13 protein-coding genes are annotated in these 15,948 nt (G+C 66.8%); 12 read left to right on the top strand and 1 reads right to left on the bottom strand.

Annotated elements, in window-relative coordinates:
• Positions 1-109: 109 nt before the first annotated feature.
• The 12 genes from FSB78_RS03980 (at position 110) to FSB78_RS04035 (ending at position 14,274) form a co-directional block, all read left to right on the top strand.
• Entirely contained in the window at positions 110-1,306 is a 1,197-nt protein-coding gene (locus tag FSB78_RS03980; RefSeq protein WP_147080159.1) for a hypothetical protein, read from the top strand.
• Positions 1,303-2,412 carry a Gfo/Idh/MocA family protein gene (locus tag FSB78_RS03985; RefSeq protein WP_199743110.1) on the top strand — a complete coding sequence of 370 codons (1,110 nt, stop codon included), beginning with the start codon at positions 1,303-1,305 and terminating at the stop codon, positions 2,410-2,412. The genes FSB78_RS03980 and FSB78_RS03985 overlap by 4 nt, the downstream gene beginning before the upstream one ends.
• Positions 2,409-4,019 carry a DUF885 family protein gene (locus FSB78_RS03990; protein ID WP_199743111.1) on the top strand — a complete coding sequence of 537 codons (1,611 nt, stop codon included), beginning with the start codon at positions 2,409-2,411 and terminating at the stop codon, positions 4,017-4,019. Before FSB78_RS03985 ends, FSB78_RS03990 begins: the two co-directional genes overlap by 4 nt.
• Positions 4,016-5,005: an ABC transporter ATP-binding protein gene (locus tag FSB78_RS03995; RefSeq protein WP_147080166.1), complete on the top strand. Its 990-nt coding sequence runs from the start codon at positions 4,016-4,018 to the stop codon at positions 5,003-5,005. The genes FSB78_RS03990 and FSB78_RS03995 overlap by 4 nt, the downstream gene beginning before the upstream one ends.
• Positions 5,002-5,979: an ABC transporter ATP-binding protein gene (locus FSB78_RS04000; RefSeq protein WP_147080168.1), complete on the top strand. Its 978-nt coding sequence runs from the start codon at positions 5,002-5,004 to the stop codon at positions 5,977-5,979. Before FSB78_RS03995 ends, FSB78_RS04000 begins: the two co-directional genes overlap by 4 nt.
• 14 nt (positions 5,980-5,993) lie before the next feature.
• Positions 5,994-6,920 (top strand): 2-hydroxyacid dehydrogenase, encoded by a 927-nt coding sequence (locus FSB78_RS04005; protein WP_158637965.1) that lies wholly within the window; start codon positions 5,994-5,996, stop codon positions 6,918-6,920.
• Positions 6,921-6,924: 4 nt separating this feature from the next.
• Entirely contained in the window at positions 6,925-8,520 is a 1,596-nt protein-coding gene (locus FSB78_RS04010) for a peptide ABC transporter substrate-binding protein (RefSeq protein ID WP_199743112.1), read from the top strand.
• Positions 8,517-9,470 (top strand): ABC transporter permease, encoded by a 954-nt coding sequence (locus tag FSB78_RS04015; RefSeq protein ID WP_147080172.1) that lies wholly within the window; start codon positions 8,517-8,519, stop codon positions 9,468-9,470. The genes FSB78_RS04010 and FSB78_RS04015 overlap by 4 nt, the downstream gene beginning before the upstream one ends.
• Positions 9,463-10,326, top strand: a complete 864-nt coding sequence (locus tag FSB78_RS04020; protein WP_147080174.1) for an ABC transporter permease — start codon at positions 9,463-9,465, stop codon at positions 10,324-10,326. The genes FSB78_RS04015 and FSB78_RS04020 overlap by 8 nt, the downstream gene beginning before the upstream one ends.
• Before the next feature lie 190 nt (positions 10,327-10,516).
• Positions 10,517-13,489 carry a TonB-dependent receptor domain-containing protein gene (locus FSB78_RS04025; RefSeq protein WP_147080176.1) on the top strand — a complete coding sequence of 991 codons (2,973 nt, stop codon included), beginning with the start codon at positions 10,517-10,519 and terminating at the stop codon, positions 13,487-13,489.
• A gap of 63 nt (positions 13,490-13,552) precedes the next feature.
• Positions 13,553-13,786: a hypothetical protein gene (locus FSB78_RS04030; RefSeq protein ID WP_147080178.1), complete on the top strand. Its 234-nt coding sequence runs from the start codon at positions 13,553-13,555 to the stop codon at positions 13,784-13,786.
• Between the two features lie 74 nt (positions 13,787-13,860).
• Complete coding sequence (locus tag FSB78_RS04035; RefSeq protein ID WP_147080180.1) at positions 13,861-14,274, top strand: VOC family protein; 414 nt, start codon at positions 13,861-13,863, stop codon at positions 14,272-14,274.
• A gap of 190 nt (positions 14,275-14,464) precedes the next feature.
• On the opposite strand, the gene FSB78_RS04040 is transcribed toward FSB78_RS04035, so the two are convergent.
• Positions 14,465-15,817, bottom strand: coding sequence for a SagB/ThcOx family dehydrogenase (locus FSB78_RS04040; RefSeq protein ID WP_158637966.1), 1,353 nt, complete (start codon positions 15,815-15,817; stop codon positions 14,465-14,467).
• Between the last annotated feature and the right edge of the window lie 131 nt (positions 15,818-15,948).

Genomic DNA, 15,948 nt, shown 5'->3' on the forward strand with positions numbered 1-15,948 from the left:
TATCGCCGGGGCATGATTTTTAGGCCGCTACCAAACTGCAATTACCGCTGTTCGATTGCCGCGACGCACCATAGACTCTGGCCAACAGCATCTATTCGGAATCTTGCGCATGACCGCCACCGACAACGACACTGGCATCGAACTGACCGCCGTGACTATGGGAATCGATCAATTCGAGCGCGAACGGGCGATGGGCGACAGTCTGCTCGACGGCGAGGGGTTGGTGCCCATCTATATCGGCGACGACATCGTGCCGCCGCGTGCGTACGCCGCCTGGGAGGACGTGTTCGCCGACCTCGACACACTAGCCGTGCGGCCCGATGTGACCGCGTCCGATGCGCGTGGCTTGTTCCTCACCAGCATGGTCAAATCGGTGAAGACCGCCGCGCGGCTCTTCTCGGGCGAGACGATGAGCTACGCCGAAAAGGTCCGCGATCTGGTCGGCGCCGAGGCCGCACCGACTGCCGAGGTGCGCGTCGCCGAACTGTCCGAGCAACTTGATCGCGCGCTGACCGAATCTGGCTTCGTTCGCGGCGATCTGCGCCAACGCGTTGAGGCGTGGGAAGAGGCGCGCGCGATCCCATCCGCGCAGCTGGAATCCACGTTCCGCGAGCTGATGGTGATCGCCAAAGCTCGCACCGCGACGATGATCTTCGATACCGGCGATTACGACATGCAGCTCAACCCGCTGCGCAACGTGCCGTTCACCGCGCGCTGCGGCTTCGTCGACAAGCGCATGGACCTGAACGTCGACAACGCGTTCACGCGCGCCGCGCTGAAGCATCTCGTCGCGCACGAGGTGTTCCCCGGTCATTCGACGCAGCTGCTCTATACCCGCGCCGAAGTGGACGCCGGGCGGTCGCCGGCGGATGCGTTGCTGTGTACCACCAACGGCGTGACGGGGTGCGTGCAGGAAGGGATCGGCGACCAAGCGGTCGAGCTGATCGACTGGATCGAGGATCGCGACGACGAGATCCACCTTGCGCTGCGCTCGCTGAAAAGCGCGGTGCAGACCACCGCCGCCTGGCGGCTGATGGAGGAGGGCGAGGCGGCCGAGAGCGTTGCCGACTATATGCGCACCGTCGGCTGCGGGCAGGAGGCCTGGGTCCAGGGTCGGCTGCGGATGGCGAGCCACCCGTTTCGCGGACCGTTCGTGCCGTCCTATTTCGCGGGCAACGAAAGCGTCCGCCGCGTCCGCGAACGCGTCGGCACCGGCGATCGCACCGCGTTCCACGCCTATCTCTATGGCCAGGTCCATAGCCCCGAGAGCCTGGAAATGTTCGAGACGCAAGGATCGGCGGCGTGACGCGGAAGCTCAAGGTCGGGCTGATCGGTGCGCATGCCTGGGCCGACAAGGCGCATCTGCCGGGGCTGGTCGCGCATCCCGGTGTCGACCTGGTTGCGATCTGCGACACCGATCGTGCACGGGCCGAAGCGGCGGCCGCGAAGTTCGGCGCAGGCGCGGTCTATACCGATTGCCGCGAGATGCTCGCCGATCCGTCGATCGAGATGATCGACGTCTGCACGCCGACCGCGACGCATCTGCCGTTGAGCCTCGCCGCGATCGACGCACGCAAGCACGTGCTGTCGGAAAAGCCGCTCCACACGCAGGCCGCGCCCGCGTTCGAGGCGGCGGCGCGCGCCAAGGCGAACGGCGTGCGGACGAAGCTCGGCTTCACCTTTCGCTATTCGCCCGCGATCCGGCGGCTGCAGGAATGGGTCGCGAGCGGCGAGCTGGGCGAGATCTTCCATATCCACGGGTTCGAGCAGAATTCGCAGTTCCTCGACCCCGATTTCGAGCTGCGCCAGTTCGACGTCACGTCGCCGCGTGATCGGCTGATCCCGGCGTCGATCGTCGGCTATGGCTCGCACCTGATCGACCTGATGCGCTGGATCGGCGGCGAGTTCGATTCGGTCGTCAGCACGATGAGCAACTATGTGCCCGAACGCCTGATCCGTGGGCTCGAGGGGCGGCAGCGGTTCCAAGTCGAGGACGGCACCGTCGCACTGGTCGAATATGCCGGGGGCACGCAGGGGATGCTGCAGACCAGCTATGTCGCGGTCGGCAACTATCCCGGCGTCGAGATCCGCGTCTATGGATCGAAGGGCGCCGCGGTCGCGCGGCTGATCTCCGAATATGGCGTCGCCGAGACGCTGCACCGGGCGGCGGCGGATTCGGTCGAGTTCGCCAAGGTCGAGCTGGGCGACGACGTGCTGCCGCCGGGCACGACGCTCGCGACGCCGTGGCCCGAGCTCTATTACCGCAACCTCATCCGCTATTTCACCGACGAGATCCTCGAGGGGCGCCCGGAGGAATGCACCTTTTACGACGGCGCCAAGAGCCAGGAGATCGTCGACGCGATCGTCCGTGCGCATGCCGAGCGCCGCTGGGTGAAGGTGGGCGCGGCGTGACGGCCACGATCGCCGACGCCTATCTCGCGCATCATGCGCAGTTCCGCCCCGTCGATGCCAGTTTCATGGGGCTGGCCAGGCATGACGATCGGTTGCCCGATGCGTCGGTGGGCGCTGCGGATGCCGAGCGCGCGGGGATCGCGAAGCTCTATGCGCTGATCGGCGCGACGCCGACGGAGGCCGAAGGTCTGGGCGAGCGGCTCGACCGGCGGCTGGCGACCGCGCAGCTGCGCGTGACGGGGGCGGGGCTCGATCATCTGCCGCGGTTCGCGAACCCCGCCTGGTACACTGGCGAGGCGGCGTTCGCGATCATCGGGCTGTTGCTGCCGAGCGGCCTTCCGACGCCGCGGTTCGCGGTGCAGGCGCGGCTGGCGGCGCTGCCCGATTTCCTGTCCGACGCGCGCGCGCGGCTCGCCGGAGCGGCGGCACCGGCGGCGGTCACGGCGCGCGCCAGGGCGGAGGCGACCGCGACCGCGCGGTTCCTGCGCGACGGCCTGCCGCTGCATCCGGATTATGATCCGTCGTGGCAGGGATTTGCGGCGGCTGCGGCGTTCGCGCTCGACGCCTTCGCCGCCACGCTCGACGGCGTCGCGGACCGCCCCGCCGCCGCCGGCCGCAATTATATCGAGACGCTGATGCGCGAGGCGCATGGGTTCGACTTCGGCGCGGACGAGGCGGTGCGGCGTGCCGAGGCGGCGTTCGACGATCTCGGCATGCAACTCGTCGAGCTGGCGGCGCAGATCGATCCGTCGCGAAGCTGGGAGGAGCAGGTCGCCGCGCTGGCGGAGATAGGGCCGGGATCGCCCGACGCGGTCCTCGAACTGGTCCGTGCACTCGATGCGCGCGCGATGGACGACGGCGCCGCGCTGGTCACGCCGGCGCGCGACTATGCGCTGGCGTATCGCTGGCTGGCGCCGCAGTGGCGCGAGGTCGCCGGCGCGCTGTATTTCCTGCCCTATCGTTCGCCGCCGGCGTTCGCGGCCGGGGGTGGCAGCACCTATTGGATCGCGCCGTCGGGTGACGACAAAGTTGCCTATCTGCGCGCCAATTCGACGATCAACGTCAAGCTGATACACGCGGTACATCACGGTAGTATCGGCCATCACACGCAGAATGCGCGCGCGCGGGCGGCGCAATCGACGCTGGCGCGCGTCGCTGGGACCGATTGTGCGCTGGGCCTTGCCTTCCTGTCGTCGGGGACGATGGTCGAGGGCTGGGCCTGCTATGTCCAGGACCTGCTCGACGAGACGCCGCTCTTCTATTCCCGTGCCGAACGGCTGTTCCTGTTGCAGCAGCAGCGGCGCAACGCCGCCAGCGTGCTGGTCGATATCCGGCTGCACACCGGCGAGTGGACTCCGGAGGAGGCGGGCGCCTTCTACCGCGACCGCGCCGGGTTCGCGCCGGGCCGGGTCGCGGGCGAGATCACGCGCAACGTCATGCTGCCGGGGACGCGGCTGATGTACTGGCTGGGGACCGAGCAGATCCTCGATTTGCGCCGCCGCTGGACGGGCGAGACGCGCGGCTTCCACGACACGCTGATCCGCTATGGCCATATCCCCGTCGCCTGGGCCGGCGAGGAGATGGCGCGCGCTGGGCTGCTGGCGTGACCGAGCGCGCCTGCGACACGCCGATCCTCGACGTTCGCGGGCTGACGGTGGATTTCGTCGCGGGCGACGGCCGGACGATCCGCGCGTTGCACGGCATCGACCTGACGATCGCCGCGGGCGAAACCTATGCGCTGGTCGGCGAGAGCGGGTCGGGCAAGTCGGTGACCAGCCTGGCGATCATGCGGCTGCTCGACGCGCGGCGCGCGCGGGTCGCGGGGTCGGTGACGCTCGACGGCGCGGGGGACCTGCTGGCGCTGCCGGTCAAGGCGCTGGGGGCGATCCGCGGGCGCGAGATCGCGATGATTTTCCAGGAGCCGATGAGCTGCCTTAATCCGGTGCAGACCGTCGGCGCGCAGATCGCCGAAGCGCTGCGCCGGCACGTTGGTGGGACGCGCGCGGAGGTGGATGCGGCGGTGATCGCTGCGCTGGCTGAGGTCGAGATTCCCGATCCGCGCGCGCGTGCCGCGGCGTATCCGCACGAGTTGTCTGGGGGCATGCGACAGCGTGTGCTGATCGCGATGGCGCTCGCCTGCCGCCCACGGCTGCTGATCGCCGACGAGCCGACCACCGCGCTAGACGTGACGGTGCAGGCGCAGATCCTGCGGCTGCTGGCGAAGCTGCAGCGCGAACGCGGGATGGCGGTGCTGTTCATCACGCACAGCCTGGCGGTGGTCGCCGAGATCGCTGACCGCGTCGGCGTAATGTATGGCGGCCGGATCGTCGAACAGGCGCGCGCGAGCGAGCTGTTCGCACGACCAAGGCACCCCTATGCGCGAGGTCTGCTCGACAGCCTGCCGCAGCCGTCGCGCGGCGGGCGGTTGCGCGCGATACCGGGGCAGGTGATCGATCCCGGCCACCCGCCGCCCGGCTGCGCGTTCGAACCGCGCTGTGCGCTGCGGATCGACGAGTGCGGCGCCGGACCGGTGCCGTTCTTCCCCGTGCCGCCCGATCGCGCATCGCGCTGCCTGCGCTGGGACGCGCTGTGACCCGGTTGCTCGATATCGCCGATCTGTCGGTGCATTTCTCGGGGGCGCGGCGTGGCTGGCGGCGGACGCCGGTGGTTCAGGCGCTGAACGACGTATCACTCCATCTCGATTCAGGCGAAGTGCTCGGCGTCGTCGGCGAGTCCGGATCGGGCAAGACGACGCTGGGGCGTGCGATCCTGGGGCTGACGCCGCCGACTGCGGGGACGATTCATTTCGACGGCGAATCTTTGGTCGGTGCAACACCGACGCGGATGCGCGCCATGCGCCGCCGGCTGCAGGCGGTGTTCCAGGATCCGACTTCCAGCCTCAACCCGGCGATGACGATCGGCACGGCGATCGGCGAGGCGCTGCAGCTCCATGCGATCGGGACCCGCGCCGATCGCGCGGACCGCGTCGCGGCATTGCTCGACCGCGTCGGGTTGCCCGCATCGGCGGCGGTGAAATATCCGCGCGCGCTGTCGGGCGGACAGCGCCAGCGCGTCGGCATCGCGCGCGCGCTGGCGGTCGGGCCCGAGCTGATCGTCGCGGACGAGGCGGTCTCGGCGCTAGACGTTTCGGTGCAGGCGGGGATCATCAACCTGTTATCCGACCTGCGCGCGGAGCTAAGGCTCGCGATGCTGTTCGTGTCGCACGATCTCGCGCTGGTCGGCTATTTCTGCGATCGGGTGATGGTCCTGTATCTCGGCCGGGTGATGGAAGTCGGCCGCGTCGCCGACATCTACGCCGCGCCGCGCCACCCCTATACGCGTGCGCTGCTCGACGCGGCGCCCGCGGTCGATCCGGCGCAGCGGCGCGGTGCGACGATCCTGGCGGGCGAGCTGCCGAGCCCGATGGCGCCGCCGTCGGGTTGCGTGTTCCGGACGCGCTGCCCGCATGCCATCGCTGCCTGCGCCGAAACGATACCGCCGCTGGAGGGGCCGGTCGTGGGCCATCGCACTGCCTGTATCCGCCAGCACGAGCTGACCCTCTCATGACCAGGGACTCGACGATGAAAACCATGCTGGTCGCCGCGCGCGCCAATGCCGATGCCTTTGCAGACCGGTTTCGCGAAGAATTGCCTGATCACCGGATCGTAACCGAGATTCCCGAGGACGGGTCGTCGATCGCCTATGCGGTGGTCGGTCGCCTGCTGCCGGGGTTGCTCGCATCGCTGCCGGGATTGGAACTCGTGCTCAGCCTGAACGCCGGGGTCGAGCATCTGATCGCGTCGGGCGAAGTGCCCGCCGGCGTGCCGATCGTCCGCATGGTCGATCCCGGCCTGGTCGACGGCATGGTAGAATGGGTCGCCGCGCAGGTGCTTGCTTGGCACCGCAACCTGTTCACTTATCGCGAGAAGCAGCAGCGCACAGCCTGGGAGCCGGCGGGGGAAAAGCTAGCGCACGAGCGGACCGTCACCGTGCTCGGCGCGGGCGCGTTGGGCGGTCCGGTGGCAACGATGCTCGCGACGCTCGGTTTCAACGTGCGCGGCTGGAGCCGAACGCCGCGCGATCTGCCCGGTATTGCCACCTTTGCCGGCACCAATGCGTTGGTCAAAGCGGTGACGGGTGCGGACGTGCTCGTCAGCCTGTTGCCCGCGACCGCGGGAACCACCGACCTAATCGACCGCGCGCTGCTCGACCGGCTCGCGCGCGGGGCGTTCGTGGTCAATGGCGGGCGCGGGGCGGCGATCGTCGATGCCGATCTGATCGCAGCGCTCGACGATGGCCAACTCAGCGGTGCCGCGCTCGATGTGTTCCGCACCGAGCCGCTGCCGGCGGACGATCCCTATTGGCAGCGCGACGACGTGCTGGTGTCGCCGCACGTCGCGGCACCGACGCATGTCGCGACCGCTGTGTCGGTGATGGCCGACAGCGTTCGCGCCTGGGAGCGCGGCGAGACCCCGGCGCACGTCGTCGATCTCGACCGGGGCTATTGACCGCGTGAGCGACCCCGCTGTCTGGACGCGCCGAGCATTGCTGGCGGGGGCGGGGGCCTCGGCGCTCGCCGGCTGTGGCCGGGTGCGCAGCGGCCGCGCCTCGAACACACTGGTGGTCGGTCTCACCTATGATCTCGACACGCTGAACGTCTATTCGACCGGGTTCCTGGGCGACGTGGAGGCCGCGGTGGTGGAGGGGTTGCTCGCCCCCGACGAGCATGCTCGCTACGTCCCCGTGCTCGCGACCGAAGTGCCGACGCTCGAGAATGGCGGGATCGTCCGCGACGGCGCGGGCATGACGATCACCTATAAGCTCAGGCCCGATGTGCTGTGGCATGACGGCCATCCCTTCACCTCGGCCGACGTCGCCTTCACCTGGCGCGCGGTCAAGAACCCGGCGTTCATTGCGGAGTCGAAGGACGGCACCGAAGAGATTGTTGCCATCGAGACGCCCGACCCGCTGACCGTGATCTGCCGCTACGCCGCGGTCAGCCCGACCTTTGCGACTACGCTTTTCACCTTCGGCATCCTGCCGCAGCATCTGCTGGAGGGCGTCGACCTCAACACCGCGTCGTACAACGAGCGGCCGATAGGCACCGGGCCGTTCATGGTCACCGCGTTCAAGCGCGGGCAATATGTCCTGACCGAGCGGTTCCCGGGCTATTGGCGGCATGATGCCAGCGGGCGGCGGCTGCCCTATCTCGACAAGCTGATCTTCAAGATCATTCCCAACTCCAACACGCTGCTGACGCAGATCCGGTCGGGCGAGCTCGATCTCGTCACGCAGACGCCGTACGACCAGGCTAAGCAGATGCGCGGGCTGGCGGGGGTGGAGATGATGCGTGCGCCGTTGCTTTCGTGGCAGCATCTGGACTTCAATTTCCGCAATCCGATGCTGGCTGACCGACAGGTGCGCCTCGCCATCGCGCATGCGATCGACCGCGCACCGCTGGTGCGGGCGCAAGGCGATTTTCCCGTGCCGATCAAGTCGCCGGTGGTGCCGGTGTTCGATTTCTACGACCCCGATCTGCCGCCGATCGCCTATGATCCGGACAAGGCGCGCGCGCTGCTCGATGCCGCGGGTTATGTCGGCAAGGGGGTGCGTCGTCGCGCGGGAAAGCCGCTGCGTTTCCGCTTCCTCGCGCAGGCCGGCAAGGGCAATGACGAGCTCGCCCAGCAGGTCATCATCGCGCAGCTGAAGGCGATCGGGATCGATGCCTATGCCGACAACAAGACCGGCGTTTCGTACCGTCAGGCGCGCTACACCGGGCAATATGACATCAACTACGCGACCTGGGTAACGGGCGCGGATCCGATCTACAGCCGGTTCTACGCGACCAAGGGGTCGAACAACGGGCAGGGCTACAGCAACCGCTTGCTCGACCGTGTGCTGGTGCAGATGGAGGGCACGCTCGACCCCGCCGAACGTCGCCGCGCGGCGTTCGCGATGCAAAAGATATTGCTCCACGACCTGCCGAGCGTACCGCTGACGAGCAACGTCGCGGTCGTGACCAAGCGCAGCGCGCTGGTCGGCTTCACGCCCAACCCGACCAACATGACGCCGTTCGTCGGTAGCGCGTTCTGGCGGTGGTCGGCGTGAGCGCGCGGGTGCTGCTGACCCGGCTCGCCTCGGCGATCCCGCTGTTGCTCGGCATATCGCTGCTGCTGTTCCTCGTGGTCCATCTGGCGCCGGGCGGGCCGCTCGACGTCTATGCCGACAACCCGTCGGTGACGCCCGCCGCGCTCGAAAGGCTCTCCGCGGCGTACGGGCTCGATCAGCCGCTTCCGGTGCAATATGGCCTATGGCTCAAGGCGATGCTGACGGGCGACTGGGGTTTCTCGATCCGAACCGGTCGCCCGGTGCTGACCGAGTTGGTTGAGCGGCTCGGGCCGACGTTGCAGCTTGGTGCGGCGGCGATGGCGGTAGCGCTGGTCGCGTCGCTCGCGCTGGGCACGCTTGCCGCGGCGCGCGCGGGCAGCTGGATCGACCGTGTAGTCGATGCAGCGACGCTCAGCGGGCTGTCGATGCCGGCCTTCTGGCTCGCGCTCGTGCTGCAATATCTGTTCTCGGTGCGGCTCGGCTGGCTGCCGTCGGCGGGGATGGAGACGATCGGGGAAACCTCGTTCGTCGACAGCCTCGCGCATCTCGTCATGCCGGCGACGGTGCTGGCGATCGTCACCACCGCGGGGTGGACGCGCTACATCCGCGCGGGGATGATCGACGTGCTGTCGCGCGACTATATCCGCACCGCCTATGCCAAGGGGCTGAGCGAGCGCGAGGTGCTGGTCCGCCACGCGCTGCGCAACGCGATCGTTCCCGCGATCAGCATCATCGCGCTCGATCTTGCCAGCCTGATTTCGGGTGCGGTGATCACCGAGGCGGTGTTCGCGTGGCCGGGCATCGGCAGCCTGTTCGTGCAAAGCATGGACGGGCGCGATTATCCGGTCCTGATGGGGGTATTGATGATGGGATCCGCCGCAGTGATCCTCGCCAACATCGTCGGCGATCTGTTGCAGGCGGCGCTGGATCCGAGGTTGCGCAATGGTTGAGGGCGCGGTTCTCGCCGTTGAGGAGTTGCGCGCAACCCGTAGGGGGCTGCGGTTTGCCCGCCCGGGCGCGCTGGCGACGGGGCTGGTGCTGCTCGCGCTGATCGCCGTGGCGGTCGTGCTCGGCCCGTGGCTGTCGCCTTATGCGTATGACGAACAGTCGCTGGCGTTGCTCGGCGAACCACGCGCGCCGTCGCTCGCGCATTGGCTGGGGACGGACGAACTGGGGCGCGACGTGTTGACGCGGTTGCTGTTCGGCGGGCGTATCTCGCTGGCGGTCGGACTGGCCGGCGCGGCGGTTGCGACCGGGATCGGTACGCTATTCGGCGCACTGTCAGGCTATTTCGGCGGATGGGTCGATCAGGTTCTGATGCGCTTCACGGATGTCATGCTCTCCATTCCGGCGCTGCCGCTGGTCCTGGTCGTTGCGGGGTTGATCCGGCCAAGCCCGCTCCTGCTCGTCTTGCTGATCGCGACGCTGATCTGGACCAGTGCCGCGCGGCTGGTGCGCGGGCATGTCCGGGCGATCCGTACCGCCGATTACATCGCCGCGGCGCGGACGCTGGGCGCCGGGCCCGCGCGTATCATCGTTCGCCATGTCTTGCCGAATGCAGTTGGCGCGATCGCGGTGTCGGCGACGATTGCGGTAGGCGGGGCTATCATGCTCGAATCCGCGCTGTCGTTCCTTGGCTTCGGAATCCAGCCGCCAATGCCGACCTGGGGCAATCTGCTCAACCAGGCCGCACCCTGGCTGGTCAGCGCACCGTGGATGTCGATCCCGCCCGGCGTCCTGATCTTCCTGACGATGATCGCGGTCAACCTGCTCGGCGAAGGACTCCGCGCACGCCAGAGCGGCTAAGAACCCGCATCAGGTTTGGTGCGTAAAAGTCATGATACACGGATTCTTTTGATCGGCCGATGCCGAGTGAATCCTTCCAGATCCAGTACATTGACGTTACGCTCACGTCACATTCCGACGGAGATCGGATGACCGCCCCGGGAGGGCAAGCTGAGATCGTTGCTTCGCAAAACCACCAAAGGGGGTTCGCATGTCTTCTCGTATCCGTCGTCATCTACTCGCCACCAGCCTCGTCGGCCTCATCGGGACGACCATGCCCGTCCTGGCACAGACCGCGCCGGTAACCACCGAGCCCGCACCCGGGATACAGGCGCCGGAAAGCACGCCGAACGAGCCCACGAACACCGGCGACATCGTCGTGACGGGCACGCTGATCCGCGACCCCAGCATCGCCAGTTCCGCACCCGTCCAGATCGTTGGCAAGGATGAGATCCGGCTTCGGCAGGCCAACACCGCCGAAGAAGTCCTGCGGACGCTGCCCGGGGCGGTCCCCAGCATCGGGTCGGCGGTCAACAACGGCGGCGCAGGATCCTTCTATGTCGACCTTCGAGGCCTCGGCAACTTCCGCAACGTCGTGCTGCTCGACGGCAACCGGATCGCGCCCGCCGATCTGCTCGGGCGGGTCGATCTCAACAACATTCCGCTCGCGCTGATCGAGCGCGTCGACACGCTCACGGGGGGCGCATCGACCACCTATGGCGCCGATGCGATCACCGGCGTCGTCAACTTCGTGACGCGCTCCGACTTTTCGGGACTGGAAGCGGCAGCATCCTACCAGCTTAACGATCGCGGCGACGGCCGCTATTTCCGCGGTGACGTGACCCTCGGCGGCAATTTCGCCGACGACAAGGGAAATGCCGTGATCTCGTTCGGCTATCAGAAGGCCGACCCGGTTTACCAGGGCGCGCGCGACTTTTCGAGCACCCAGATCGATTCGTACAGCGGCGCACAGGGTGGTTCAGGCACGTCGCTGCCTTCGTCGTTCAGCGTCGGGTCGCTCGGCACGCGGCAACTGCAGCCCACCACCGGCTCGCTCGTCGCGCCCTATCAGCCCTTTAACTATAACCCGTACAACATCTTCCAGACGCCGTTCGAGCGCTACAACGCCTATGCCGCGGCGCATTACGACGTCGCCGACGATATCGAGGTCTATGGCCGCGCGATGTATTCGAAGAACGTCGTCCAGACGATCGTCGCCCCGTCGGGCGTGTTCGCGGCGAATGTGGCGATCCCGTTGTCCAACCCGTATCTGCCCGCCGCCGCGCGCGCCAGCTTCTGCGCCAACAACGACTTCAACGCGGCGGTCGCGGGGATCCAGACGATCACCGCGGCACAGTGCGCCGCCGGGGCGCTCGCGACCAGCCCGAGCGACGCGAACTATCGTACCTTTACCACGCAGCTGCGGATCCGCACCACCGATGTCGGGCCCCGCATCGACCGCTACGAGACGCAGGTGTTCGACTTCCGCGGCGGGGTACGCGGCGATCTTACCGACCATCTGAGCTACGACGTCGCCGGCAGCTATGGCGAGAGCGAGAATTACCACGCTCAGCAGAATTACGTCAGCCTTTCACGCGTTCGGGATGCTCTGCTCGCCACCAACCCCAACAGCTGCATCAGTGGCGCGACCGGGTGCGTTCCACTCAACGTCTTCGGCTCGGCCGGCGCGATCAGTGAGGCGCAGGCGGCGTATCTGCGTGTGCCCGCGACCAGCCGCATTACCAGCTCGCTGGCGCAGGCGCGCGGCCAGATCAACGGCGATCTCGGCTTTGCCATCCCGATGGCAGCCAAGCCGGTCAGCTTTGCGGCGGGTGCGGAGTATCGCAAGTACAAAGCGGCGCAGGAGGCCGATGCACTTGCGCAGAACCCGAGCGAATTGGGTGGCGCGGGTGGCGCAATCACCCCGTTCGAGGGCGGCTACAGCGTCATCGAAGGCTTTGGCGAGCTGATCGCGCCGCTGATCCAGAATCGGCCGGGCTTCCAGGACCTGACGCTGGAAACCGGCATCCGCCAGTCGCATTACTCGATCGATGCGGCGGGCAAGCCGTCGTACAACACGACCTCCTGGAAGGTCGGCGGCAGCTGGACGCCCGTCGACGCGATCAAGCTGCGCGGTGTGTATCAGAGGGCGATCCGCGCACCGAACATCAACGAATTGTTCCAGCCCAACACGACCGGGCTGGGGTCGCTCGCGATCGATCCCTGTTCGGGACGGAAGCCGGTCGGCAACGCAACCCTGACCGCGGTCTGCGTCGGGCAGGGGGCGCCCGCATTCACCATCGGCAGTATTCAAGATCCGTCGTCGGGCCAGCCGAACACCACCACGGGCGGCAATCTGCAGCTCCAGCCGGAGAAGGCGACCACCTATACGCTGGGCGTCGTGCTGCAGCCGCCGATGATCCCGTCGCTGACGGTCACGGTCGATTATTACAACATTAAGATCCGCGACGCGATCACGTCGCCGACCGCACAGGACGCGATCGACAACTGCTTCGCGGCCCTCAGCGGCAGCAGTGCAGCAAGCCCGGTCTGCACGCAGATCCGGCGCAACCCCGATACCGGCGCGCTCGACGGCGATGCGGGGACGACGGGCGGCCTGTATCTCGGCCTGTCGAACCTCGGGCGTCTCAAGACCGACGGCATCGACCTGGGCGTCAATTATCGCCATGCGATCGGCGCGGCGATGCTCAACCTGTCGTTCCAGGGCAACTGGACGCATTCGCAGCTGTTCCAGGCGACGCCTAGTTCGGTGAACCGCGAATGCGTAGGCTTCTACAGCGCCAATTGCGGGTATAGCGGATCGATCCAGCCGGAATTCTACTGGAACCAGCGGACGACGCTGACGCTGGGCGCGGCCGATCTGTCGGTACAGTGGCGGCATCTCGACGACGTGAAGCAGGAGCCGCTCGACGTGATCGCCAACGGCAAGGCGTTCGGCAACTATGGCAGGATCCCGGCCTATGATTATTTTGACACCTCGGTCCGGTTCCGCGTCCAGCCGCAGTTCGAGTTCACCGTCACCGTGAACAACGTGTTCGACAAGCAGCCCCCGTTCGTCGGCGGCAGCATCGGCGTGGTGCAGTTCAACAGCGGCAACACCTATCCTTCGACTTATGATGCGCTCGGCCGCCGCTTCTCGTTCGGGGCGCGACTGACGTTCTGAGGGCAGGGCGGCGCTATGATGCGCCGCCCGGCTTTCCCCGGCGTAGGAACAGGAGGCGTATCGATGCTCGTGACGATCGCGACGATGATGCTGCAGGCGGTGTCGCCCCCGGTGCAGGCCGCCGCCCCGGTGCCGGTCCCCGCGACGAAATGCCGCCGCAGCGTCGAGACCGGTACGCTCGCGCGGGTGCGCAAGGTCTGCCACACCGTGCAGGACTGGCGGCGGATCGATGGCAATGGTCGCGACACGACGGCGGAGATGCAACGGCCGGGCGTCTCCCCGCCCGCCAACAATTGAGTGGCCTTCCTGTGCATGGGCACGTGACTTTTTTGGTCGTGCGTCGTGATGCCGGACCGGCCTAGGAGAGTCGCATGAAATATCTCCATGCCATGGTCCGGGTGACCGACCCCGACGCGACGATCCGTTTCTTCGAACTGCTCGGGCTCAAAGAAACCCGGCGGATGACGAGCGAGAAGGGGCTGTTCACGCTGATCTATCTCGCGGCGCCCGGCGACGAGCAGGTTGAGGTCGAGCTGACGCATAATTGGGACCCGGAGGACTATGCCGGCGGCCGTAATTTCGGCCACCTCGCCTACCGCGTCGAGAATATCTACGAGACGTGCCAGCGGTTGATGGACGCCGGTGTCACGATCAACCGCCCGCCGCGCGATGGCTATATGGCCTTTGTCCGAACGCCGGATGGCATTTCGATCGAATTGTTGCAGGACGGCCGCCTGGATCCAGCGGAACCCTGGTCTTCGATGGCAAATACCGGCAGTTGGTAACAGATCGCCATAGCGATAAAGCGGGATGTCTTTCGGCGGGGGGCAATCTGCGCGGAGGCGCGACCCGCGAGCAGTACGGGCCGCTTCGGCGGGGGCTCTGGCCGGAGTTGGTGCTTCTGAATGGTCTATCAAGGGCCTGGGGCGACGAAGGGCGAGGATGTCCTGCCAAGGAGCACGCACACCGCTCCCGCTATGCCGGGCCCATATTCGGCCGATCTGGAATGAGGAGCACCTTGGCCGGGCGGCCGACACCGGTGGCCAGCATGATTGGCTCGGTCAGGTAATCGAGGCCGAGCTTTTCCTCGAGCATGGCATCGTGGACGGCGCCAACCGTGAATGGAGCGAGGCCGAGCCAGGTGCTCGTCAGCGCGAAGCTTTGCCCCAGGTGACCGGCATCGAGAAACGCAACGCGGAGCGCGCGGCTGAACTCATACTTCCACGCGAGCCGCTCGATCTTGTTGGTCATGATGAACACGGCGGCGGCGTCGGCGACCCACTCCTGCCCGCCGCACGCGTCGCCGATCCATTCGCCAGGGTCTTCCCGCGACAACAACTCGAGCCCGTGGCGGCGCACCGAATAATGATACACGCCGGAATGCAGCCCCTCGACGTTGCGCAGGATCGGGTACACTTCAGTACCGTGCAGCGACCCGCCGCCTGGCGAGGTCCTGCGAATGAAGGGATCCCCGATCGGATTGGGGTAGGCGGCGACTACGCCCCACACATAATACAGGATTTGTGATAGTTCCGCGCCTGTGACCGGCTCGGGTGAGAAGGATCGCATCGAGCGCCGGCGCAACAAGACGTCCAGATACGCGCGCTCGTCGACCCGCTGCCGGTCGTCGCGTAAAGGGTCAGGAAGCGGGTAAAAGGGATGGACCGGGTAGTCCTTGAACGCCGCCGGCGCGGGCGAAACACCGACTTTCGCAACCAACTTCTCATTGGTTTCTTCTGCCGATGCAAAACGTGTCGTGTGCGTCGTGCGGGTCGCCAGATAAAAGTCCAGTGCGCTGTCCCACTTCGTCCACAGCGCAGCCCCATGCGCGCCACAGGCCGCGTCAGCCTTTACGATCACGCCGAGTGCCAACAGGTCACGAACCACGGCAGCAAGCCATGACGGATCGCCCCCGGTTTCGGCATCGTCGGCGTCAAGAAGCGCGCTGACCGGCGCGGGTGGGACAAAACATCGGAGAACGCGGAGGATCTCGGGTTCAATATCGATGCCGATATTGGTCGAGCCACCCGTCACCTTTATGCCGCCGTCGCGTAACGTGATGGCTATCTGCGGAGCGATGACGAAGCGGGGTTCGTCGGCAAGCGCGGCGGGAGCACACGCACGCGGTTCGTGGGCGGTCCGAGCGAGAGTAGACGTGCGGGACTCGGACAGCTTTGCGCGGATATCGTCCAACGTGTCGCCAAGCGCAGGATCATCGGCCGGGCGCCCACGAACCAAGCCGACAGTCACGGCTTTCACCGGCGCGCGGCCGAGCAGGTCCCAGAAAAGCGCTCGGTCGGCGACGGGATCATGGACATGTATCTCCACCCTACGGTCGAGGGGCAACCGGAATGATGAGCACATTGGTGCCGACCCTGATTACCGCCGAGGACTGCGCACTGGCAAGGTAATGGGCGTCACACGTTCATTTCCGCGGAACGAACAGCCTTTGGCAGTCC

Origin of the sequence: Sphingomonas ginsenosidivorax, assembly GCF_007995065.1 — a bacterium.
GTDB lineage: Bacteria > Pseudomonadota > Alphaproteobacteria > Sphingomonadales > Sphingomonadaceae > Sphingomonas > Sphingomonas ginsenosidivorax.

Excerpts from the sequence above, each read along its gene's own strand:
- FSB78_RS03980 (WP_147080159.1), top strand. The coding sequence starts at position 110 with ATGACCGCCACCGACAACGACACTGGCATCGAACTGACCGCCGTGACT.
- FSB78_RS04005 (WP_158637965.1), top strand. The coding sequence starts at position 5,994 with ATGAAAACCATGCTGGTCGCCGCGCGCGCCAATGCCGATGCCTTTGCA.
- FSB78_RS04020 (WP_147080174.1), top strand. The coding sequence starts at position 9,463 with ATGGTTGAGGGCGCGGTTCTCGCCGTTGAGGAGTTGCGCGCAACCCGT.
- FSB78_RS04025 (WP_147080176.1), top strand. The coding sequence starts at position 10,517 with ATGTCTTCTCGTATCCGTCGTCATCTACTCGCCACCAGCCTCGTCGGC.
- FSB78_RS04030 (WP_147080178.1), top strand. The coding sequence starts at position 13,553 with ATGCTCGTGACGATCGCGACGATGATGCTGCAGGCGGTGTCGCCCCCG.
- FSB78_RS04035 (WP_147080180.1), top strand. The coding sequence starts at position 13,861 with ATGAAATATCTCCATGCCATGGTCCGGGTGACCGACCCCGACGCGACG.